This window comes from Nocardiopsis sp. NPDC007018 (assembly GCF_040635075.1).
GTDB lineage: Bacteria > Actinomycetota > Actinomycetes > Streptosporangiales > Streptosporangiaceae > Nocardiopsis.
In genome coordinates, this window is record NZ_JBEYHA010000044.1 from 19,677 (window position 1) to 40,120 (window position 20,444).

Below are 20,444 nucleotides of genomic sequence, written 5' to 3' on the forward strand. Positions count from 1 at the left end.
TTTGTTTTCCCGCGCCCGATTTCACGCGCGTCGTTTTCCAGAACTGCTCTACTCGACCTGGAAATTCTCTATCCGGGCGTGCAGGTTTCATTCATTCGGTGTTACCGGTTTTCACTGTGGGGCCGTGAGGCCTCCCTCCCGGGGAACTCCGACGGCGAAAGGCCATTTATGAGCCATCCCCACCCCACCACAGGCCGTGCGCGACCGGCACGAAGTTACGGTCGACAGCGCCCCGGCGGCTCCTCGCGCCCTCGCAACGCGGGCCCCTCCGGCGAGTTCGCGCTTCCCACCACCATCACCCCGGCCCTGCCGCCCGTGGACTCCTTCGCGGCACTGGACATGCCCTCGGCCCTGAAGCGGACCCTGACCCGCCAAGGGCTGACGACCCCGTCCGACATCCAAGCGGCGACCCTGCCCAACGCCCTGGCCGGACGCGATGTGCTGGGCCGTAGCCGAACGGGTTCCGGCAAGACCCTGGCCTTCGGCCTGCCCCTGCTCGCCAGCCTCGACGGGCGCCCCACGGAACCGCGGCGCCCCCTGGCCGTGGTCCTGGCCCCCACCCGGGAGCTGGCACAGCAGGTCGCGGGGTCCCTGGAGCCCTACGCGCGTTCGGTGGGGGTTCGCACCACCACCGTCGTGGGCGGTATGCCCATCCACCGGCAGGCGCGCAGCCTACGGCAGGGAAGCCACGTGGTCGTGGCCACCCCGGGGCGGCTGCGCGACTTGATGGAGCGCGGCGACTGTCTGCTGGACCGGGTGGAGACCACCGTCCTGGACGAGGCCGACCAGATGACCGACATGGGCTTCATGCCCCAGGTCACCGCGATCCTCCAGGAGGTACCGAGCGGAGGGCGGCGCATGCTGTTCTCCGCCACCCTGGACCGGAACGTCGACCAGCTGGTGCGCCGGTTCCTTGACGACCCGGTGGTGCACTCGGTCGACCTGTCCGAAGGCGCCGTGTCCACCATGGAGCACCACGTCGTGCACGTCTCTCCTGGTGAGAAGAGGTCCGTCGCCACCAGGATCGCCGCCCGACAGGGCCGGGTGATCATGTTTCTCGACACCAAGCGCGCGGTGGACCGTATGGCCGAACACCTACTGGCCAACGGGGTGCTCGCCGCGCCCCTGCACGGCGGACGCACCCAACCCCAACGCACCCGCACCCTCGACCAGTTCAAGCGTGGAGACGTCACGGCGCTGATCGCGACCAACGTCGCAGCACGCGGCATCCACGTGGACGGCCTGGATCTGGTCGTCAACATCGACCCACCCACAGACCACAAGGACTACCTGCACCGGGGCGGACGCACCGCCCGAGCCGGTGAGTCCGGCCACGTGGTCACGCTGGTGATGCCCGCCCAGCGCCGCGACATGACTCGCCTGGTGGGCAAGGCACGGATCGAACCGCGCACCCTTGGTGCCGGGGCGGACACCCCGGAGCTGGCCGAGGTGACCGGAGCCCGCGAACCCTCGGGGCTGCCGGTGACCGTGCGGTCCGCCAGGCCGCAGGAGCGCTCAGGCACACTCGCACCTCGGGGGCGGCGCCGCCCCCGACGCTGAGACCGGGTTCCGCCGGATTCCGCCCCTCCCTCCGGGGGGACCCGGAGGTCGGCCGATGGTGACCGGGCCCGCACCGAGCGGGACCCGGTCCGGCCGCGTCGCCCCTATGTGATCCGGGAGCGGCGCGCCCCATCGGCTTCACAGATCTTTGGCGCGCATCTCCTCGTTGATGCGCAACGCCTCCTCGAGCTGGTCCTCCAGGATGATGATGCGGCAGGCGGACTCGATCGGAGTCCCCTCGTCGACGAGTTCGCGGGCGCGGGCGGCGATCTTGAGCTGGTATCGGGAGTAGCGGCGGTGTCCGCCCTCCGAGCGCAGGGGCTCGATCAGTCTGGCCTGACCGAGAGCGCGCAGAAACGACGGTGTGGCGCCGATCATCTCCGCGGCGGCGCCCACGGTGTAGGCGGGGTAGTTGTCATCGTCGAACCGGTGGCCGGTGTCGGGACGGGGCAAGTGCGTGTCTTCCTTCTCCTGAACGCACGTAGAGGGCCCCAGCGCCGTTTCGGCGCTGGGGCCCGAGAGTTCAATACCACCTACCGGCGAGAGCCGGTCTTCCAGACCCCGAGGTCAAGCTGGGACGGGATCGTGGGGATCGCGGTTGTGTGACCGTGGACCACCTTCCTTCACATCCAGGGGCCTGCGGTACCCGGGCGGAGTCCTCTCCACGCTCGGGCGATCCTGATGGCATCTACTCCTCTCGCTTCTCACTTCGTGCACTGCTTTCGACTGCTTCCGGCTCCCGACGCCGTACAACCGTGCGCCGGTCGAGCCCTACTGCGTCCTTCTTCCTGCTGCGGCCTCCCCTGCACGAGCGAGAGACCGGTACCGCGGTACTGCTGTCCTACCGGCCCCCGGCGCCTTGAAGCACGTGCGCGCCGTCGAGCCGACCTGCTCTCCACCGACGTATCCGGTGGTCCAGCCGTGTAACTCAGTGGCCGTGGAAGAAAACCTAGCAACGAGCGGCGCGCATGTCTACCCTCGCCGCTACAAGTTTCCGTGTCTCTGGAGATGAGTTTCAAAGCTTCTCCACGACGGTCCGACTCTGGAGAAACTGGGTACGCCTGAGGGCCCTCTTCGGGACCACGGACACCAGCTGGACCCGTGGGGCCATCGGAAGTCTGCCCCGACACAAAAGAAGCCGCCCGGTTGCTTGCGCGAACCGGGCGGCCTCTCCACTGTCTCAAGGTGGTGCACTCGGGAGGACTCGAACCCCCAACCTTCTGATCCGTAGTCAGATGCTCTATCCATTGAGCTACGAGTGCAGGTCTTCAGTTGTGTGTCGCCCGGGTGAGCTGCGCTCTCCCTTGCGACGTCTCCGACTCTATCACGGCGTCGGAGCACCTTTGCGCCAGTTTTCGGTGTGACCCGGGCCATGGGGCGCCGACCCCGGGGTCGGCGCCCCGCCAACGTCTAGACGACGCTTTCCTCCACGGAGGCCGCCCACAGCTCCAGGGCGGTGTCGACCTGCTCGCCGTTGACCACCAGGGCCGGGATGAAGCGGACCACGTTGCCCGCCGGGCCGCAGGTCAGCAGCAGCAGGCCGTTCCTGGACGCCGCCTGCTGGGCGCGCTGCGCGGCCTCTCCGTCGGGACTGCCGTCCTCCTTGACGAACTCGTTGGCCCGCATCAGGCCGCGGCCCCGGACGTCACCGATGGACGGGTGCGCCTCGGCGATCTTGGCCAGGCCCTGCTGGAGCCGCTCGCCCTGGCGGGCGGCGTTCTCCACCAGCCCCTCCTCCTGGATGACGTCCAGGGTGGCCAGGGCCGCCGCGCAGGAGACCGCGTTGCCGCCGTAGGTGCCGCCCTGGGAACCCGGCCAGGCCTTCTCCATGATCGCGGCCGGTGCGGCGATCGCGGACAGCGGGAAGCCGCTGGCCAGTCCCTTCGCGGTGATGACGATGTCCGGGCGCACCCCGGACGGCTCGTGGCCCCAGAACGTGCCGGTGCGGCCGAAGCCGGTCTGGACCTCGTCCACCACCAGCAGGAACCCGTGCCGGTCGGCGCGCTCCCGCAGCCCCTGGAGGAAGGCGTCGGGGACGGGCACGTAGCCGCCCTCACCGAGGACGGGCTCGATGAACACGGCGGCGGTGTCCTTCGGGGAGGTCACCGTGGCGAACTGGTAGTCGAGCTCCCGCAGGGCGTACGCCACCGCCTCCTCCTCGGACAGGCCGAGGCGGAACGCGTACGGGAACGGTGCGACCACCACACCGGGCACGAGCGGGCCGATTCCGGCGCGGATCTTCACCCCGGACGTGGTGAGCGAGGCGGCGCCCATGGTGCGCCCGTGGAAGGAGCCCTGGAAGACCACCGCGTTCTGGCGGCCGGTGGCCTGGCGGGCCAGGCGCAGCGCCGCCTCCACGGCCTCACTGCCGGAGTTCACGTAGAACAGGCGGTCGATCCCCTCGGGCAGCACCTCGCCGAGGCGTTCGGTGAGTCGCAGCAGGGGCCGGTGCATCACGGTGGTGTACTGGCCGTGGATCAGGGTCGCGACCTGCTCCTGTGCGGCCGCGACCACCCTGGGGTGGCAGTGCCCGGTGCTGGTCACGCCGATCCCGGCGGTGAAGTCGAGGAAACGGCGGTCGTCCTCGTCGTAGATGTAGACACCCTCGCCTCGTGCCGCGACGACCGGGGTCGCCTGCTTGAGAACCGGGGAGAGCTCCGCCATGCGATGGCCTCAATTCCTTGTGTCGAGTTCCGTAGGATTGTTGACAATCGACGCTGCTATGGAAACATCCGGGGCGCGGCGGTGTCCAGCGGGCGCACGTCGGGCAGTTCTGACCACAGGCCGTTCCACGCCGGGGCGGCCCGTCGACGGAGGAGAGAACATGTCGGATCGCGAAGCACGGGTCGTCGCACAGGTGGACAAGAGGCTCTTCCTCGGCGGGAAGTGGCGGGACTCCTCCTCGGGCGCGACCTTCGAGGTCGAGGACCCGTCCACCCGCAAGGTGCTGTGCGACGTGGCCGACGCGGGCCGGGACGACGCTCTGGAGGCCCTGGACGCCGCGGCACGGGCCCAGCCGGGGTGGGCCCGGGTCGCGCCCCGCGAGCGCGGCGAGATCCTGCACAGGAGCTTCCAGCTGCTCATGGAGCGCCAGGAGGAGCTGGCCGTCCTCATGACCCTGGAGATGGGCAAGCCGCTGGCCGAGGCCCGGGGCGAGATCGCCTACGCGGCCGAGTTCTTCCGGTGGTTCTCCGAGGAGGCCGTACGGATCGAGGGCGGGTACTCCACCTCGCCGGACGGCAAGTCGCGCTTCCTCATCATGCGCCAGCCGGTGGGCCCGTGCATGCTCATCACCCCGTGGAACTTCCCCATGGCGATGGGCACCCGCAAGATCGGCCCGGCGATCGCCTCCGGCTGCACGATGATCCTCAAGCCCGCCCACCAGACGCCGCTGTCGGCGCTGGCCCTGGCCGGAATCCTGTCCGAGGCGGGCCTCCCCGAGGGCGTGCTCAGCGTCCTGCCCACCACGGACCCCGGTGCGCTCACCGAGCCCCTGCTGTCGGACGGCCGCGTCCGCAAGCTGTCGTTCACCGGCTCCACCGCCGTGGGCCGCAAGCTGCTGGAACAGAGCGCCCCGCAGGTCCTGCGCACGTCGATGGAGCTGGGCGGCAACGCGCCGTTCCTGGTCTTCGACGACGCCGACCTGGACGCCGCGGTGGACGGCGCGATGCTCGCCAAGATGCGCAACATCGGCGAGGCCTGCACGGCCGCCAACCGGATCTACGCCCAGTCCGGGATCGCCGAGGAGTTCTCGCGGCGGCTCAGCGAGCGCATGGGCGCGCTCCGGCTGGGCCGGGGGCTGGACGACGGCGCGGACGTGGGCCCGCTGATCGACGACAAGGCGCGCGACAAGGTCCAGGGGCTGGTGGACGACGCCGTGCGGCGCGGGGCGCGCGTGCTCGTCGGCGGGGGGCCCGGCGACGGACCGGGGCACTTCTACCAGCCGACGGTGCTGGCCGACGTCCCGTTCGCGGCGGAGCTGTCGACCACCGAGATCTTCGGCCCGGTGGCGCCGGTGCTCACCTTCGAGACGGAGGAGGAGGCGGTCCGCGCCGCCAACGACACCGAGTTCGGCCTGGTCAGCTACTTGTACACCCGTGACCTGAACCGGGCCATGCGGGTGAGTGAGGCCCTGGAGACCGGCATGGTCGGCCTCAACCAGGGCGTGGTGTCCAACCCCGCGGCGCCGTTCGGCGGTGTCAAGCACTCGGGTCTGGGCCGCGAGGGCGGCCGTGTGGGCATCGACGAGTTCCTGGACACCAAGTACGTGGGGATCGGCGGCCTGGTCTGACCGCTCGGGCTCTCGCAGGGGGTCGTCCCGGGTCGCGGCAATGCCACCGGGACGGCCTCACGGCGGGCCGTGTGGGACTGCGGCCCGCGCGGTCGAGCGCACCCCGCTCGGTCGGCTCCGGGCAGCGGGGGCGGGCACGGGGCTTCGCGGCGGCCCCGCGCCTCGGGGCACGGCCCCGCACCCCGTGACCGGGCACGGGTCCGTCCGGGTCAGGCCGCGGACTCCGCGTTGATGCGGGCGACGGTGTCGACCATGTGCGACTCGATGAGCGTGAGCAGCCGTTCCTCCTCGCCCTCCACGATGGCGTCGAGGATGCGGCGGTGCTCGTCCAGGAGCTCCTGGGGCTCGGGGTAGACGGACTGCATCACGGTGAGGCACATGCGGGTCTCGACCAGCAGGGTCTGCGCCATGCGCTCGAGCCGGGAGTTGCCCGAGCAGCTCACCAGGGTGCGGTGGAACTCCTGGTCGGCGTCGCTCATGGCGGTGCGGTCGGCGCTGGCGGCCGCCTCGGCCAACCGGTCCACGGCGGGGGTGAGGCGGGCCAGGGCCTCTCCCCGGTTGCCCCGCATGATCAGCTCGCAGGCGGTGCGCTCCACCGCGAGCCGGGCCACATAGACGTCCCGGACGTCGTCGGGCGTGAGCTCGCGCACGAACAGGCCCCTGTGCCGTTCACTGCGGAGCAGGCCCTCCTGGACCAGGCGCTGCATGGCCTCGCGGAGCGGCCCCCGGCTGACGCCCAGCCGCCCGGCCAGTTCGGCCTCGCCGAGCTGGTCCCCCGGGGCGAGTGAGCCGTACATGATCGCCGATCTCAGCTGGTCGGCGATCAGCTCGGCGGTGGACCGTCTGGGGACGGGTCTGAGCTGACCGGGGGCTGGCATGGTGTTCCCTTCGAGGCTTCGGTGCAATGGTGACGAACCGGGCGCGACTGGCCCCGAGGCTAACCGGACTCGAACGCGCTCCGGACCACGGAGGCCCCGGAGCGGAAGAGCGTGCCCGGCCCGGACCTGGCCCCGCACTGTCCGGCGAGCCGCAGGCCCTCCCACACGCTGACCTGGTTGGCGGTGAGCACCGTCTTGCCCAGCAGGGCCTCCATCGGTTCGATGAGGTCCGCGCTGTGCAGGGCCGTGTCGGGGACCAGGACCGCCTCGGCCCTGGGGTGGTCGTTGGAGATGACGAAGTCGAGCGCCTCGTCGGGGTCGAGGTGGCCGACCTCGGCCGCCGTGGCGATGCCGTGGCTGGCCATGGACATGACGGTCACTCCGGCGTCGGTGAGGAACTCCACGAAGCGCAGGGCGACGTCGTCGGGATAGGTGGCGGCGATGGCGACCCGGGAGGCGCGTAGCTGGCTCAGGGCGTGCACGAAGGCGAAGGAGGTGCTGGAGCTCGGTACGCCCGTCACCTCCCGCACCCCCTCCACCTGGCGGCGGGCGCCCTCCCAGCCGAACACGAAGCTGCCGCTCGTGCAGGCCCAGACGGCGGAGTCGACCCGCATCGCGGTCAGCTCCTGGGCGCCCTTGGCGAGCACGCCCTCGCTGCCCACGTCCAGGAGGGCGTCCACCCGGTGGGCGTCCTCACGCATGAGCGTGTGCACCAGCGGGAGTTCGACCTCGCCGCCGAGCGCCTCGGCGAAGGTCCGGTAGTCGTCCTCGGCGCTGTGGCCGGGATACAGGATTCCGACTCGGGTCATGGTTCTCCTTGGGGCCGGGCGCCCTCCGGGCGGTGTCAGACGGCGCTGGGCGCGGTCGCGTCGACCAGGCGCTGGCCGTGGGCCACGGGCTGGTGTCCGGCGGCCCGCAGCAGGTCCCACATGGTGACCTGGTTGGCGGCGATCACCGGTTTGCCCAGCTCTCGTTCCAGGGGCGCGATGATGTCGTAGGTGAGGACGTTGGTGCAGCTGATGAAGACGGCCTGGGCGTCGGGGCGGTCGACCTCGTGGACCGCCCGGGCGACCTCGGCGTAGGTGACCCTCCAGATGTGGCTGAGCAGGCCGAGCCCCACGCTGGAGGTGACCCCGACGTCGTGTTCGGCGAGGTAGTCGAGCAGGCGGTCGGTGACGCTGTCGACGTACGGGGTGACCACCGCGATGCGGTCGGTCTCCAGGGCGCGCAGGGCGTTGATCAGCGCGCCCGAGGTGGTGACGGCGGCGGGCGCTCCCGCCGCCAGCATGGTGGTACGCAGTTCCCGTTCTCCGTGCGCTCCGTGCACGAAGCTGCCGGAGGCGCAGGCGTAGCCGACCGCGAGGGGCTCGGGGGCCGTGAGGGCCCGGACCGCCTTGGTCACGCGCTTGCCGCGGCTGAGGGCCGCGGCCTGGTCGACGGTCACCGGGATGCGCACGTACGGCAGACGGGTGATGAGCAGTGAGACGTCGTCGGGCGTCCAGCGCCACAGTTCGCGATCGAGCGCGAAGTCGTAGGGCGCCACGACGCCGACGCCCGCCTGCCAGGGCGTGAGCGTGGTCGCCGAGAGGTCGGCGACCGGGTGCGTCGCGCCGTGTTCGGGGATGGTCGGGTCCGCCGTGAAGGGGATGGGGGCGGGGGTCCGGTCGTCGTCGCCCGCCTCGGGGCGTCGCACCGGGACGCCTCCGGGGCCGCCCTCGTGGGCCGCTCGGTCTCGCTCGGTCCGCATCGGTCACTCACCTCCCGGTTTCGGTCGCGCTCGTGTGGGGTCGTGCGGCCTCGGAGTCTCCCGGACCGCCGCCTCGGGGCCGGTCAGCGTTCGAGCCGTTCGTACAGGAGGCGCTCGCCGACGCTCCCGGAGCGCCAGACGTCGTTGCAGGCCTCGGCCATGGCGGGCAGGTTCTCCACGACGGTGGCGAACACGTTGCCGGGGACCCAGCCCACGTCGCCGTTGAGCAGCAGGTTGTTGCGCCCGTAGAACAGGGCGAGGTCGATGACGCCGGGCAGGTGCCCGATGCCCTTGTCCTCCTTGAAGGAGCGGTCGAGCATGCCCTCGTCGAACGAGAAGTAGACGATGTCGCCGGGGATGGGCGTGACGGTGGGGTTCTCCTGGCCCGGTTCGGGGTCGGCGAACCTCGGCACCATCGTGTAGACCTCGTTGCGCGCGTACTTGGCGTGCTGGACGGCGTCCCCCTGCGGGAGCGCGTTCCACACCGCGTCGCAGGTGCGGGGGGCGTCCGCCTCCAGAAGTTCGGCCACGCAGGAGACCCCGCGCCGAGCGAGGGTGACGGTCATGTATCTGGGCAAGTGGCGTCCCTTCGAAGATGTTTCGTCAGGGTTCCCTGGCACCTCACGTGATGTTGATTGTCTACAATCTTACGATCCATCCCCCCTGGACGGCAATAGCCACCGGGACGCGCGGGTACGCCGTCAGCGTCGGTGCGGGTGAACGGCGCCCCGAGAAGGCCCGGAGGCCTCGTGGACAACACGCCGCAAAGGCCCGGAACGGGCGTTTTGTGGATTGTTGACAATCCATGAGCGGCTCCCTAGCGTTTCCCGTGCAGGGCGAAACCACCACTCCGACGACAGGATCGGCACGTCAGAACACCGTCGCAACCGGAAAGGGCGCCCGTGAACAGTTCCGCCGCCAACCCGTCCGTGCCCGAGCGGCCCCGTCTCGTCGTCCTCCGAGGCGAGGACCTTCCACCGGGGCACGAGCGCATCGACGACCACCCCGGACTCGGCGGGGTCGTCTACGCCACCGCCGACGAGCTGCCCACCGCCCTTCCCGGCGCGGACCTCCTGCTCGTGTGGGACCTGTTCACCGAGGCGCTGGCCGACTCCTGGTCCAAGGCCGACTCCTTGAGGTGGGTGCACGCCGCCACCACCGGCGTGGACAACCTCATGTTCCCCGGGCTGGTCGAGAGCGACGTGGTGGTCACCAACTCGCGCGGTGTCTTCGACGAACACATCGCCGAGTACGTCCTGGGCCTGGTCATCTCCTTCGCCAAGGACCTCCACGGCACCTGGGACCTCCAGCGGGAGCGGGTGTGGCGGCACCGCGAGACCGAGCGCGTGGCCGGTCGGCGCGCCCTGGTCGTCGGCACCGGGCCGATCGGCCGGGCGATCGCCCGCAAGCTCCGGGCCGTGGGCATGGAGGTCCACGGATCGGGCAGTCACGCCCGCGACGGCGACCCCGACTTCGGCTCCGTGGTCGAGTCCAGCCTGGACGGGCGAGGCGCCGACGGCGGCCCCACGCTGGTCGGCGAGCTCCCCGAGGCCGACTACGTCGTGGTCGCCGCGCCGCTCACCGAGGCCACCCGGGGCCTGGTCGCCCGGCCCTTCCTCGACCTGATGAAACCCACCGCGCGGCTGGTCAACATCGCGCGCGGCCCCATCGTCGTCCAGTCCGACCTGGTCGCCGCCCTGGACCGGGGCGCGATCGCCGGTGCCGCACTGGACGTCTTCGAACGGGAACCGCTCAAGGCCATCAACCCGCTCTGGGGGCTGCCCGGGTCGATCGTGTCGCCGCACATGTCCGGTGACGTCGTCGGCTGGCGGGACGACCTGGTCGAGCTGTTCCTGGACAACCTCGCCCGTTACCTGGACGGGCGCGGACCGCGCAACGTCGTGGACAAGCGCCGGGGCTACGTGCCCGGCTGACCCCTCGCGTGACTTGGGAGGCTGATGTGACGATCCGTTCCGACCGGGCCGGGACCGACGACGCCGGTGCGGCCGTCGGTGCGGCCGAAGGCTCCACCGGTGCCGACGCGGGGGCCGCGCGCGGCGTCCCGGCGGCGCGCGCGGGCGAACCCGCGACACCGGCCGACCTGTCCGCCGAAGAACTCCTGCGCGCCTACTCCACCGGGGAGCTGTCCCCGGTGGAGGCGGTCGACGCGGTGCTCGAACGCATCGAGCAGGACAACCCGGCCCTGAACGCGTTCTGCCTGGTGCGCCCCGAGGAGGCGCGCGAGGCGGCCCGCGCCTCAGCGGAGCGCTGGCGGCGGGGCGAGCCCGAGGGCAGACTGGACGGCGTCCCCGCCTCCGTCAAGGACATCCACCTGACGAAGGGGTGGCCCACCCTCAAGGGGTCGGTGACCTCCTCCCAGGAGGGCCCGTGGGACGAGGACTCCCCCGTGGTGGCGCGCCTGCGCGAGCAGGGGGCGGTGTTCGTCGGCAAGACGACCACGCCGGAGCTGGCCTGGAAGGGCGTCACGGACAACCCGCTCACCGGGATCACGCGCAACCCGTGGGACCTGTCGACCACTCCCGGCGGTTCCAGCGGGGGGTCGGCGGCCGCGGTGGCCGCCGGGATGGGCCCGATCTCCACCGGGACGGACGGGGGCGGCTCCATCCGCATCCCGGCCAGCTTCACGGGCATCTGCGGGATCAAGCCCACCTGGGGCCTGGTGCCGCACTTCCCGGCGAGCCCGTTCGGGTCGCTCGCGCACACCGGGCCGATGGCCCGCACCGTGGGCGACATGGCGCTGATGCTGGACGTGGTCTCCGGGTTCGACTCCCGGGACTGGATGGCCATGCCGACCCCGGCCCCGGGCGGGCTGGCCGAGGCGGGGCGCGGCACCGACCCCGAGGCGCTGGTGCGGGGCATGCGCATCGCCTACAGCCCCACCCTGGGCGGGCTGGACGTGGACCCCGAGGTGGCCCGCGTGGTCGCCGACGCGGCGAGCGTGTTCGCGGCGCTGGGCGCCGAGGTGGAGGAGACCGACCCCGAGCTGCCGGGCTCCCTGGAGGAGTTCCACGTGCTCTGGTACTCGGGGGCGGCCAAGGCCACCGAGCGGCTCACCGACCGGGACCGCGACCTCCAGGACCCGGGCCTGCGGGAGATCATCGAGGAGGGCGGCACCTACACGGCCCAGGACTACCTGACGGCGATGGCGCTGCGCATGGCGATGGGGGCCCGGATGGGCCGCTTCCACGAGACCTACGACCTCCTGCTGACGCCCACCATGCCGATCGTGGCCTTCGAGGCCGGGCTGGAGTCGCCGCCCGAGCTGGCGGGGCGGCGGTGGACCTCCTGGGCCGGGTTCAGCTACCCGTTCAACATGACCCAGCAGCCCGCCGCGAGCGTGCCGTGCGGGTTCAGCGAGTCGGGTCTGCCGATCGGCCTCCAGGTGGTGGGCCCCCGGCACTCCGACGCGCGTGTGCTCCGGGCCTGCCGGGCCTTCGAACTCGCCCGCCCCTGGGCGGGCCGGCGGCCGTGAGGCGCGGGCGCCGGGACCCTGTTCGGGTTCCGGCGCCCGGCCCGGGTGACGAGATGGTGACGATGCGGTGGCGGCGCCCGCACTCAGACCAGGCGTGATCAGGCACTTCTCACCCGAGGTCACGTATTTGTCCGATTCTGGGACCTTCGCCCGGGGAGTTCGGTGTCCAAGGACCCCCGTGGCGCTCCTCTCAGGCGTTAACGTCTTCCTCGAAGCGGTGTCAGGTCCGAGCGGACACGAGACGAGGAAGGGGCCGCGATGAGCCACGGTGGAGCCGAGGGTGCCCGGAAGCCGATCAGGGTCTTCCTCGTCGACGACCACGAGGTCGTCCGGCGCGGCGTGGCCGCGCTCTTGGAGACCGAGGACGACATGACGATCGTGGGCGAGGCCGGGACCGCCGAGCAGGCGCTGTCCCGCATCCCGGTGGTGCTGCCCGACGTGGCCGTGCTCGACGTGCGCCTGCCGGGCGGCTCCGGGGTGCAGGTGTGCCGCGAGATCCGCTCCGACCACCCCGGGATCGCCTGCCTGATGCTCACGTCCTTCGCCGACGAGGACGCCCTGTACGACGCCGTGATGGCCGGGGCCGCCGGGTACGTCCTCAAGCAGATCCACGGCGCCGACCTCGTCGGCGCGGTGCGCACGGTCGCGGCGGGCGGCTCCCTGCTGGACTCGGGCAGCACCGGCGCGATGCTGGAGCGGCTGCGCGGGGCCCAGGCCGAGCCCGACCCCCTGGCGGAGCTGACCCCGCAGGAGCGCCAGATCCTCGACCTCATCGGCGAGGGCATGACCAACCGGCAGATCGGTGAGCGCCTGTACCTGGCCGAGAAGACCGTGAAGAACTACGTCTCCGCGCTGCTGGCCAAACTGGACCTCAAGCGCCGCACCCAGGCGGCGGTGCTGGTGGCCGAGCTGCGCGGCCGCCGCTACTGATCCGGCCCGTCCCGTCCGGCGTCCAGAGCCGCCGCCAGCCCCCGCTCCCCCAGCGCGGCACGCACACCCACCTGGGCGACGACCACGGCCGCGCCGCCGGGTACGACCTCGCCCTGCTCGAGATCTTCTGGACCTCGATGTCCGGGCTCGCCCACGCGTTCGCTCTCGCGAGGGCGGAGGGGATCGAACCGGCGGACTTCGCCCCGTTCGCCCAGGGGATCGTCGGGCTCCTGCCCGAGTCCGTGACCCACATGGCGGGCAAGCTCGACCGGGGCGATTTCTCCGCGGACGGGTCCAGCATCACCTCGAACCTGGCCACCATGGACCACGTCATCCACGCCTCCAGGGACCGCGGCATGGACCCCGGGCCGCTGGCGGCCGTCCGCCCGATCGCCCAGGCCGCCGTGGACGCGGGCCACGGCCACGAGAACGCCGCGCGCCTCTCCCTGCGCTACCTGGAGGACCGCGCCTGACACGGGCCCGCTCGCGGCCTCCGGGGCGGGCCTCCTCCCGAGCGGAGGGGGCCCGCCCCTCATCGTGCGCCCGACCTGGGATCATGAAGACGTCCTCATGCCCGTTTCATGTGCGCGCCGCCTTCGTCGGGGAGGCTTGACAGTCATGAGATCACCTCTGGTGCCGCTGGCGGCCGGGGCGCTGACGGTCGTCGCCGTCACCGTCGCCGCCCTGGTGTGGGCGCTGTTCCTCCGCGACCCCGACCCGGGGCGCGCCTCCGAGGTGGTGCTCGGCGAGTCGCCCGGGGCCACCTCCGCCGCCGAACCCGACGACGGCGTGGTCAGCCCTCCCCCGCCGGTCACCGACCAGGACGGGGCGAGCGACGGCGAGGGCACCGGGGAGACCGGGGCCCCCTCGCCCGTCCCCTCCCCCGAGCCCTCGGCCGAGCCGCCGACCGGGTTCCCGTTCGACTGCCTCGACGGGGGCTCCGGCCACGAGGCGTGGGGCGAGGAACAGTGGGAGGCCTGGTGGGAGGCGTGCCTGGACGCGCGGTACGAGAACGGGGACGGGGACGACGATGACGACTGACCGCCGGCGGGGGGCGGAGGGGGACGGAGCGGACGGCTCCACCGGTCGCGGTTCGGTCTCCGACACCGCCTCCGGCACGGGCGCCGCGCCGCACGCGGGGCCCGGGACCGGTGCGGGCGCCGGTGTCGCCCCGAACACCGGTACCGCTGACCCCGACGCCACCACCGTGCACGTCCCTCCGGGCCGCTCCAGACCCGGCGGTTCCACGCACGGCACACCGTCACCGGAAGGCTCCCCCGCCCCGGGCGGCACCTCCGTGTTTCCCACCCTCGTCCTGCGCGGCCCCCAGCCGGACCTCCCCCAGCGCCGCCGGGTGCCCGCCCGGCTGCTCATCACGGCCTGGGTGGTCCTGCTCATGGCCGGCGTCCTCGTCCTGGTCAACGTGGTCACCTGGAGCGCGTTGACCGCCCGGACCGACGATCGGGTCGACCGCGCCCTGGCCCAGGAGATCGCCGAGTTCCAGGGGTTCGCGGCGGTCGGCGTCGACCCCGGCACCGGGGAGGCCTTCGCCGACGTCTCGTCCCTCATCCGGGTGCACCTGGAACGCCAGTTCCCCGAGGACTCCGAGATCCTCTTCGGCTGGGTCGACGAACCGGAGGGCGACGCGCGGACCGGCGCCCAGGGCGGTGAACGGTCCGCGACGCGCGGCGGCCGCGGAGGCGAGGAGGTCGTCACCGGACGCATCCGGCAGGGGCAGGAGCCCCCGTACGACGTGTCCGCCGACCCGGTTATGGTCGAGGCCGTCCTGGACACCCCCGACGCCCGAGGCGTGCTGGACACCCCGGCCGGGCCGGTCGAGTGGGAGAAGATCCGCGCGCTGCCGCCCGAGGGCGACGGCGGGCCCGCGGGCTGGTTCGTGATCGGCTACTTCACCGCGCACGACGACGGCACCTCCGCCGGGACCATGGGCACCCTCGCCCTGGTCAGCGTGGTCGGGCTGCTCGCCGCCGCCACCGCCGCCTGGTGGGTGGCCGGGCGCGTCCTCGCCCCGGTCCGGCTGGTGCGCAGGGCGGCCGCCGAGATCACCGAGGAGGACCTCACCCAGCGCATCGAGGTGTCCGGCCGGGACGACATCGCCGCACTGGCCGAACAGTTCAACAGCATGCTGGACCGGTTGGAGGGGGCCTTCACCGAACAACGCCGGTTCGTCGACGACGCCGGGCACGAGCTGCGCACCCCCATCACGATCGTGCGCGGCCACCTGGAACTCATGGGCGACGACCCCGAGGAGCGCCGCGAGGTCGTCCGGCTGGTCACCGACGAACTCGACCGGATGGGCCGCATCGTGGAGGACCTCCTCCTGCTCGCCAAGGCCCAGCAGCCCGACTTCGTCCGCCCCGAACCCGTCTCCCTGGCCGAGCTCACCAGCGACATCGACGCCAAGGTACGCCAGCTCGGCGACCGCGACTGGCGGCTGGAGTCGCTGGCGGAGGAGACGGTGCGGCTCGACCCCCAGCGCGTCACCCAGGCCGTGGTGCAGCTCGCGGCCAACGCCGTGCGGCACACCTCCCCCGGCTCCACCCTGCGCACCGGCTCCCGCGTCAGCGGCTCCGAGGTGCGCCTGTGGGTGGCCGACCACGGCCCCGGCATCCCCGCCGAAGAACACGCGCGCATCTTCGGGCGCTTCTCCCGGGGCGGCCGCACCGCACGCGGAGACCGGGGCGCCGGGCTGGGCCTGGCCATCGTCCGCGCCATCGCCGAGGCGCACCACGGTCGGGTGGACCTGGTCTCGGCCCCCGGCGCGGGCTCGACCTTCACCCTCGTCATCCCCCTGACCCCCGTTGACGACCGCGATGGAAGGGAACACCTGTGAGCCGGGTACTGATCGTCGAGGACGAGGAGCGGATCGCCTCCTTCGTCCAGAAGGGATTGACCGCCAGCGGGTTCACCACCACGGTGGTGGGAACCGGGGCCGAGGCCGTGGACTACGCGGTCACCGGCGGCTTCGACCTCATGCTGTTGGACCTCGGACTGCCGGACACCGACGGGTTCGACGTGCTCCGCAGGGTGCGCGCCCTGGGGGTGGACGTGCCCGTGGTGATCCTGACCGCACGCGACGGGGTGCGCGACACCGTGACCGGGCTGGAGATCGGGGCGGACGACTACGTCACCAAGCCGTTCCGTTTCGAGGAGCTTCTCGCGCGGGTCCGGCTGCGGATGCGCACCGAGCGCGCCCCCGACCTGACGGTGCTGCACGCGGGCGGGCTCCGCCTCGACCTGCGGACCCGCCGGGTCGAGGTGGGTGAGGACTCGGTGGACCTCACCGCACGGGAGTTCGCGCTGCTGGAGCTGCTCATGCGCCACCAGGGTCAGGTGATGACCCGCCAGCAGATGCTGTCGCACGTGTGGGGGTTCGACTACGACCCGGGGTCGAACGTGGTCGACGTGTTCGTGCGCGCGCTGCGGCGCAAGGTGGGGGCCGAGCGCATCCTGACCGTGCGGGGCATGGGGTACCGGCTGACCGGCTGAAGCAGCCCGGGCCCGGCGGGAGGTCGCGGGTAGCGGTTGGTTCGAGGGGCCGCACCGTACGGCGGGCGCACCGGGTCGGACCGGCCGAACGGCCGGGGGCCCGGTGCGCCGCGACGCGAACCGACCGCCCGAGTCCCCGTGGAACATGAGGGTTCCCTCATACGGGGCTCATGGCCGTCTCACCGTCGGCGCACACCATGAGGGACATGTTCTGGTTCGCTCTGGCGGTCGACCTGACCGCGATCACGGTGTTGTCCTACGTCCTCTACTTCCGCAGGCACGGTCGGCGGGACCTGGTGCTCGCCTACGTGGCGCTCAACGTCGGCATCTTCGCGGTCGTCTCGATGCTGACCCAGCAGGAGGTGGGCCTGGCCGTCGGGTTCGGCCTGTTCGGTGTGCTGTCGATCCTGCGGCTGCGCTCGGACCTGATCAGCCAGGGGGAGATCGGCTACTACTTCGTGGCGATCGCCCTGGGCCTGGTGAACGCGGTGGCGGCCCCGGCCCCGTGGCTGATGCTGGGACTGAACGCCCTGCTACTGGGCTCCCTGTACGCGGCCGGACACCCGAGACTGCTGGCCCGCACGCAGCGGCGGATCATGACCCTGGACGTGGTGCACGAGGACCCGGCCGCGCTCCGGCACGACCTGGAACGGCGCCTGCGCGGCCGGGTGCGGCACGTGGACGTGACGGAGGTGGACTACGTGCGCGACCTCATGGTCGTGGACGTGCGCTTCCAGGAACCGAAGCCGACCGAGGCCCCCGGTCGGCCCGCCGGGCGCCGCCCGCTGGCCGACGCCCTGTGGGGTGGGCGTTGAGACACCGTTCCCCCTCCCCCGCCCCCTTGCGCACCGTAACCCCTCCTGCGGACGGGAACCCCGGGCGGGCACCGGTCGCGCTGGACGGGCTGCGCCCGGTCTCGCTGGCCGAGATCAACGAGCGCGCCGCCCTGGTGACCCGCACCTGTCGCAAGTACCTGCTCCCCGCCGGGCTGGTGCCCGCCCTGTTCGACGGTTCCGAGCACCGGTTCGGCGTGCTGGAGATCGACGGCCGGTCCTCCTTCCTCTACTCGTCCACCTACCTGGACACCCCGGAGCTGCGGACCTTCCACGACCACCGCCAGGAGCGCAGGCTGCGTTACAAGGTGCGCACCCGCTCCTACGTGGACACCGGAACGGTCATGTTCGAGGTGAAGCTGAAGGGCGCGCGCGGGGTGACCGACAAGGTGCGTGTCGAGCTGCCCCCGGACTCCCCCGTGGACCGGCTGACCCCGCGCACCCGTGACTTCCTCGACCGGTCGTTGGGTCGCTGCCGTCTGACGCCTCCGGACGTCCTGGTCCCCTCGGCGGTGACCGACTACCGGCGGACCACCGTGGTGGCTCTGGACGGCGAGGAGCGGGTGACCGTCGACCAGGACCTGGTCGGCTACCGGGGCGACCTCGAAGTACGGATGCGCCCGGAGGTGGCGCTGCTGGAGGTGAAGACCCGGGGCGGGCTGACCGCCACGGAGCGGCGGCTACACGCGCTCGGAGTGCGGGAGGCCCGGTTCAGCAAGTACGCCGCCGCCCTGGCGGCCCTCGAACCAGGCCTGCGCGGCAACCGCTGGCACCGGGCGATGGGCCACTGCATGGACCACCCGACCCGGGTACGCGCCAGCGCGTCGGCGGGAGCGTGACCGGTACCGGGTGTTTCACGTGAAACACCCGGAGGGCGCCGTGACGCCGCGACCTGCGCGGAGACGGCCGCCGCCCCGTAACCGGTCGGGGCGGCGGCCTGGTTCCGCGGGCCCTCTCCCGCTACAAGAGGGAGTCCGCGGCACCCCAATGGTGACACCCGGTTCCCCGTAGGTCCAGACCACCACGGCCACCCGTGCTGCCGCCCAGGTGCACACGTGGGCCCCGGGACGGGACGCGATCCGACAACGGCGCCGCTCAGTCGGCCGGACGCAGGTCCAACCTCCGGAGCAACTGGGCGTTGAGCGCCACGATGATCGTGGACAGGCTCATCAGCACGGCACCCACCGCCGGAGCCAGCACGAGACCGGCCGGGGCGAGCACCCCGGCGGCCAACGGCACCGCGACGACGTTGTACCCGGCGGCCCACACAAGGTTCTGGATCATCTTGCGGTACCCGGCCCGCGACAGCCTCCGCACGGACAGCACCCCGCGCGGGTCGTCGGAGGCCAGCACCACCCCGGCGGACTCGATCGCGACGTCGGTCCCCGCGCCGATGGCGATACCCACGTCCGCGCGGGCCAGGGCGGGCGCGTCGTTGACCCCGTCGCCCACCATGGCGACCCGGTGCCCCCGGCCCTGGAGGTCGCGCACCACCGCGTCCTTCTGGTCCGGCAGCACCTGGGCGAACACCTCGTCCAGGCCGAGTTCGGCGGCCACGGCGTCGGCGACGTTGCGGGCGTCCCCGGTCACCATCGCCACGCGCACCCCCTGCGCCTGGAGCTGGCGGACCGCCGACGCGGACTCCGGGCGGACCTCGTCGGCCAGGGACAGCGCACCGACCACGGCACCGTCCACCAGCAGGTGCAGCACCGTGGCGCCACGGTGGCGCCAGGGGCCGGTGCGTTCCGCGAGTTCGGCGGGTTCGGCGGCTCCCAGGGACTCCAGGAGCGCGGGCCCGCCCACATGGGACTCGGTCCCGTCGACGACGGCCCGCACCCCGTGCCCGGTGAGGGAGCGAAAGCCCGAGGCCTCGGGTACCGGGCCCGCCTCTCGGGCGGCCCGAACGATCGCCCTGGCCAGCGGGTGTTCGGAGTCGGCCTCGACCGCGCCGGCCCACGCCAGGACCCGCCCGGGGGACCATCCGTCGACGGCGGCGGTGTCGCCGACCGCCGGGGCGCCCTTGGTGAGGGTTCCGGTCTTGTCGAAGAGCACGGTGTCGACGAGCCGGGTGCGCTCCAGGGCCAGCCGGTCCTTGACCAGGATGCCGTTGCGCGCCGACAGGGTCGTGGAGATCGCGATGACCAGCGGGATGGCCAGCCCCAGAGCATGGGGGCAGGCGATGACCAACACGGTGACGGTCCGTTCGACCGCCTGGCTGCCCTCGCCGAGGACCAGCCCCCACACGGTCGCGGTGGCCGCGGCGGCGACCAGGGCGAACCAGAACAGCAGAGCGGCCGCGCGGTCGGCCAGCGCCTGCGAACGCGACCCCGACTCCTGAGCCTCGCTGACCAGGCGTTGGATACCGGCCAGGGTGGTGTCGTCGCCGACCGCGTCCACCCGCACCCGCAGCGAGGAGTCGGTGGCGACCGTCCCGGCGACCACCCGGTCGCCCTCGGTACGGGTGACGGTGCGGGACTCGCCGGTGATCATGGACTCGTCGACGGCCGCGGAGCCCCGCACGACCGTGCCGTCGGCGGGGACCCGTCCGCCGGAGCGGACCAGAGCGGTGTCCCCGGTGCGGAGTTCGGCGACGGGGACCTCCTCGACCCCGCCGTCGGGGTCGACGCGTTCGGCCCGGTCCGGGAGCAGGGCGGCCAGGGCCTCCAACGCCCCGGAGGCCTGCCCGAGGGCGCGCATCTCCAGCCAGTGGCCGAGGAGCATCACCACGACCAGCAGGACCAGTTCCCACCAGAAGTCGAGCTCCATGCCGACCACGCCGAAGGTGGACAGCAGGCTCGCACCGAAGGCCACGGTGATCGCCATCGCGACCAGGGTCATCATGCCGGGCCTGCGGTCGCGCAGTTCGCCGGGGACCCCGGCGAGGAAGGGCCATCCGCCGTAGAGGAAGACGACGGTGCCCAGGAGCGGGGGGACCCAGGTCAGGGCGTCGGGAACCTGGTAGCCGAACCATCCGGAGATCATGTGGCTGGTGAACACCACGGGGACGCTCAGCAGCAGGCTCCACCAGAACCGGGTGCGGAACACGGCCGCGTGGTCGCCGTGCCCGGAGTGGCCTCCCCCTCCCCCGTGGCCGCTCTTGCCCCCGTGGCCATCGTGTTCCCCGTGCCCGGAGTGACCTCCGTGGCCACCGTGTTCCCCGTGGCTGCCGCTGTCGCCTTGTTGACCCGTCGTCATGTCGACC

General features: G+C 72.2%; 18 protein-coding genes and 1 tRNA gene. 11 read left to right on the forward strand and 8 right to left on the reverse strand.

The genetic code is table 11. The features are described from left to right. Positions 1 to 168 precede the first annotated feature (168 nt). Entirely contained in the window at positions 169 to 1,560 is a 1,392-nt protein-coding gene (locus ABZ635_RS20770; RefSeq protein WP_357767643.1) for a DEAD/DEAH box helicase, read from the forward strand. Between the two features lie 138 nt (positions 1,561 to 1,698). Here the strand turns inward: ABZ635_RS20770 and ABZ635_RS20775 are convergent, their stop codons facing one another. The 3 genes from ABZ635_RS20775 to ABZ635_RS20785 all read right to left on the reverse strand — a co-directional run bounded on the left by ABZ635_RS20775 (position 1,699) and on the right by ABZ635_RS20785 (position 4,224). Next, positions 1,699 to 2,013 (reverse strand): MerR family transcriptional regulator, encoded by a 315-nt coding sequence (locus tag ABZ635_RS20775; protein WP_357767646.1) that lies wholly within the window; start codon positions 2,011 to 2,013, stop codon positions 1,699 to 1,701. A gap of 733 nt (positions 2,014 to 2,746) precedes the next feature. Further along, positions 2,747 to 2,822, reverse strand: a tRNA-Arg gene (locus ABZ635_RS20780). A gap of 148 nt (positions 2,823 to 2,970) precedes the next feature. Beyond that, positions 2,971 to 4,224 carry an aminotransferase class III-fold pyridoxal phosphate-dependent enzyme gene (locus tag ABZ635_RS20785; RefSeq protein WP_357767648.1) on the reverse strand — a complete coding sequence of 418 codons (1,254 nt, stop codon included), beginning with the start codon at positions 4,222 to 4,224 and terminating at the stop codon, positions 2,971 to 2,973. A gap of 160 nt (positions 4,225 to 4,384) precedes the next feature. Between ABZ635_RS20785 and ABZ635_RS20790 the strand changes: the two genes are divergently transcribed. After that, positions 4,385 to 5,851 (forward strand): NAD-dependent succinate-semialdehyde dehydrogenase, encoded by a 1,467-nt coding sequence (locus tag ABZ635_RS20790; protein ID WP_357767651.1) that lies wholly within the window; start codon positions 4,385 to 4,387, stop codon positions 5,849 to 5,851. 209 nt (positions 5,852 to 6,060) lie between these two features. Here the strand turns inward: ABZ635_RS20790 and ABZ635_RS20795 are convergent, their stop codons facing one another. From ABZ635_RS20795 to ABZ635_RS20810, 4 genes are all read right to left on the reverse strand, one after another. Continuing rightward, on the reverse strand, positions 6,061 to 6,729 hold the full coding sequence (locus ABZ635_RS20795) for a GntR family transcriptional regulator (protein ID WP_357767654.1): 669 nt from the start codon (positions 6,727 to 6,729) through the stop codon (positions 6,061 to 6,063). 59 nt (positions 6,730 to 6,788) lie between these two features. Next, positions 6,789 to 7,538: a maleate cis-trans isomerase gene (locus ABZ635_RS20800; protein ID WP_357767656.1), complete on the reverse strand. Its 750-nt coding sequence runs from the start codon at positions 7,536 to 7,538 to the stop codon at positions 6,789 to 6,791. 35 nt (positions 7,539 to 7,573) lie between these two features. Then, entirely contained in the window at positions 7,574 to 8,476 is a 903-nt protein-coding gene (locus ABZ635_RS20805; RefSeq protein ID WP_357767659.1) for an Asp/Glu racemase, read from the reverse strand. Between the two features lie 83 nt (positions 8,477 to 8,559). Then, complete coding sequence (locus tag ABZ635_RS20810; protein ID WP_357767700.1) at positions 8,560 to 9,042, reverse strand: DUF3830 family protein; 483 nt, start codon at positions 9,040 to 9,042, stop codon at positions 8,560 to 8,562. Positions 9,043 to 9,378: 336 nt separating this feature from the next. Between ABZ635_RS20810 and ABZ635_RS20815 the strand changes: the two genes are divergently transcribed. From ABZ635_RS20815 to ABZ635_RS20855, 9 genes are all read left to right on the forward strand, one after another. Continuing rightward, the gene (locus tag ABZ635_RS20815) at positions 9,379 to 10,410 is read left to right on the forward strand and encodes a D-2-hydroxyacid dehydrogenase (protein WP_357767662.1); all 1,032 of its coding nucleotides are present in this window, start codon (positions 9,379 to 9,381) and stop codon (positions 10,408 to 10,410) included. A 26-nt stretch (positions 10,411 to 10,436) separates the two neighbouring features. Continuing rightward, positions 10,437 to 11,969 carry an amidase gene (locus ABZ635_RS20820; protein WP_357767665.1) on the forward strand — a complete coding sequence of 511 codons (1,533 nt, stop codon included), beginning with the start codon at positions 10,437 to 10,439 and terminating at the stop codon, positions 11,967 to 11,969. A gap of 258 nt (positions 11,970 to 12,227) precedes the next feature. Further along, positions 12,228 to 12,899, forward strand: a complete 672-nt coding sequence (locus tag ABZ635_RS20825; protein WP_357767668.1) for a response regulator transcription factor — start codon at positions 12,228 to 12,230, stop codon at positions 12,897 to 12,899. A 71-nt stretch (positions 12,900 to 12,970) separates the two neighbouring features. Then, the gene (locus tag ABZ635_RS20830) at positions 12,971 to 13,372 is read left to right on the forward strand and encodes a hypothetical protein (protein WP_357767703.1); all 402 of its coding nucleotides are present in this window, start codon (positions 12,971 to 12,973) and stop codon (positions 13,370 to 13,372) included. A 145-nt stretch (positions 13,373 to 13,517) separates the two neighbouring features. Continuing rightward, a complete protein-coding gene (locus tag ABZ635_RS20835) occupies positions 13,518 to 13,940 on the forward strand; it encodes a hypothetical protein (RefSeq protein WP_357767670.1) in 423 nt (140 codons plus the stop codon). Beyond that, positions 13,930 to 15,753, forward strand: coding sequence for a HAMP domain-containing sensor histidine kinase (locus ABZ635_RS20840; protein ID WP_357767673.1), 1,824 nt, complete (start codon positions 13,930 to 13,932; stop codon positions 15,751 to 15,753). Before ABZ635_RS20835 ends, ABZ635_RS20840 begins: the two co-directional genes overlap by 11 nt. Then, a complete protein-coding gene (locus tag ABZ635_RS20845) occupies positions 15,750 to 16,409 on the forward strand; it encodes a response regulator transcription factor (RefSeq protein ID WP_357767676.1) in 660 nt (219 codons plus the stop codon). Before ABZ635_RS20840 ends, ABZ635_RS20845 begins: the two co-directional genes overlap by 4 nt. A gap of 206 nt (positions 16,410 to 16,615) precedes the next feature. Then, entirely contained in the window at positions 16,616 to 17,224 is a 609-nt protein-coding gene (locus ABZ635_RS20850; protein WP_357767678.1) for a DUF4956 domain-containing protein, read from the forward strand. Between the two features lie 26 nt (positions 17,225 to 17,250). After that, on the forward strand, positions 17,251 to 18,081 hold the full coding sequence (locus tag ABZ635_RS20855; RefSeq protein ID WP_357767681.1) for a polyphosphate polymerase domain-containing protein: 831 nt from the start codon (positions 17,251 to 17,253) through the stop codon (positions 18,079 to 18,081). A 256-nt stretch (positions 18,082 to 18,337) separates the two neighbouring features. On the opposite strand, the gene ABZ635_RS20860 is transcribed toward ABZ635_RS20855, so the two are convergent. After that, entirely contained in the window at positions 18,338 to 20,287 is a 1,950-nt protein-coding gene (locus tag ABZ635_RS20860; RefSeq protein ID WP_357767706.1) for a heavy metal translocating P-type ATPase, read from the reverse strand. Positions 20,288 to 20,444: the final 157 nt, after the last annotated feature.

Coding starts and splice junctions, on each gene's coding strand:
- ABZ635_RS20770 (WP_357767643.1), top strand. CDS start 169: ATGAGCCATCCCCACCCCACCACAGGCCGTGCGCGACCGGCACGAAGT.
- ABZ635_RS20785 (WP_357767648.1), bottom strand. CDS start 4,224: ATGGCGGAGCTCTCCCCGGTTCTCAAGCAGGCGACCCCGGTCGTCGCG.
- ABZ635_RS20790 (WP_357767651.1), top strand. CDS start 4,385: ATGTCGGATCGCGAAGCACGGGTCGTCGCACAGGTGGACAAGAGGCTC.
- ABZ635_RS20795 (WP_357767654.1), bottom strand. CDS start 6,729: ATGCCAGCCCCCGGTCAGCTCAGACCCGTCCCCAGACGGTCCACCGCC.
- ABZ635_RS20800 (WP_357767656.1), bottom strand. CDS start 7,538: ATGACCCGAGTCGGAATCCTGTATCCCGGCCACAGCGCCGAGGACGAC.
- ABZ635_RS20805 (WP_357767659.1), bottom strand. CDS start 8,476: ATGCGGACCGAGCGAGACCGAGCGGCCCACGAGGGCGGCCCCGGAGGC.
- ABZ635_RS20810 (WP_357767700.1), bottom strand. CDS start 9,042: ATGACCGTCACCCTCGCTCGGCGCGGGGTCTCCTGCGTGGCCGAACTT.
- ABZ635_RS20825 (WP_357767668.1), top strand. CDS start 12,228: ATGAGCCACGGTGGAGCCGAGGGTGCCCGGAAGCCGATCAGGGTCTTC.
- ABZ635_RS20835 (WP_357767670.1), top strand. CDS start 13,518: ATGAGATCACCTCTGGTGCCGCTGGCGGCCGGGGCGCTGACGGTCGTC.
- ABZ635_RS20840 (WP_357767673.1), top strand. CDS start 13,930: ATGACGACTGACCGCCGGCGGGGGGCGGAGGGGGACGGAGCGGACGGC.
- ABZ635_RS20850 (WP_357767678.1), top strand. CDS start 16,616: ATGTTCTGGTTCGCTCTGGCGGTCGACCTGACCGCGATCACGGTGTTG.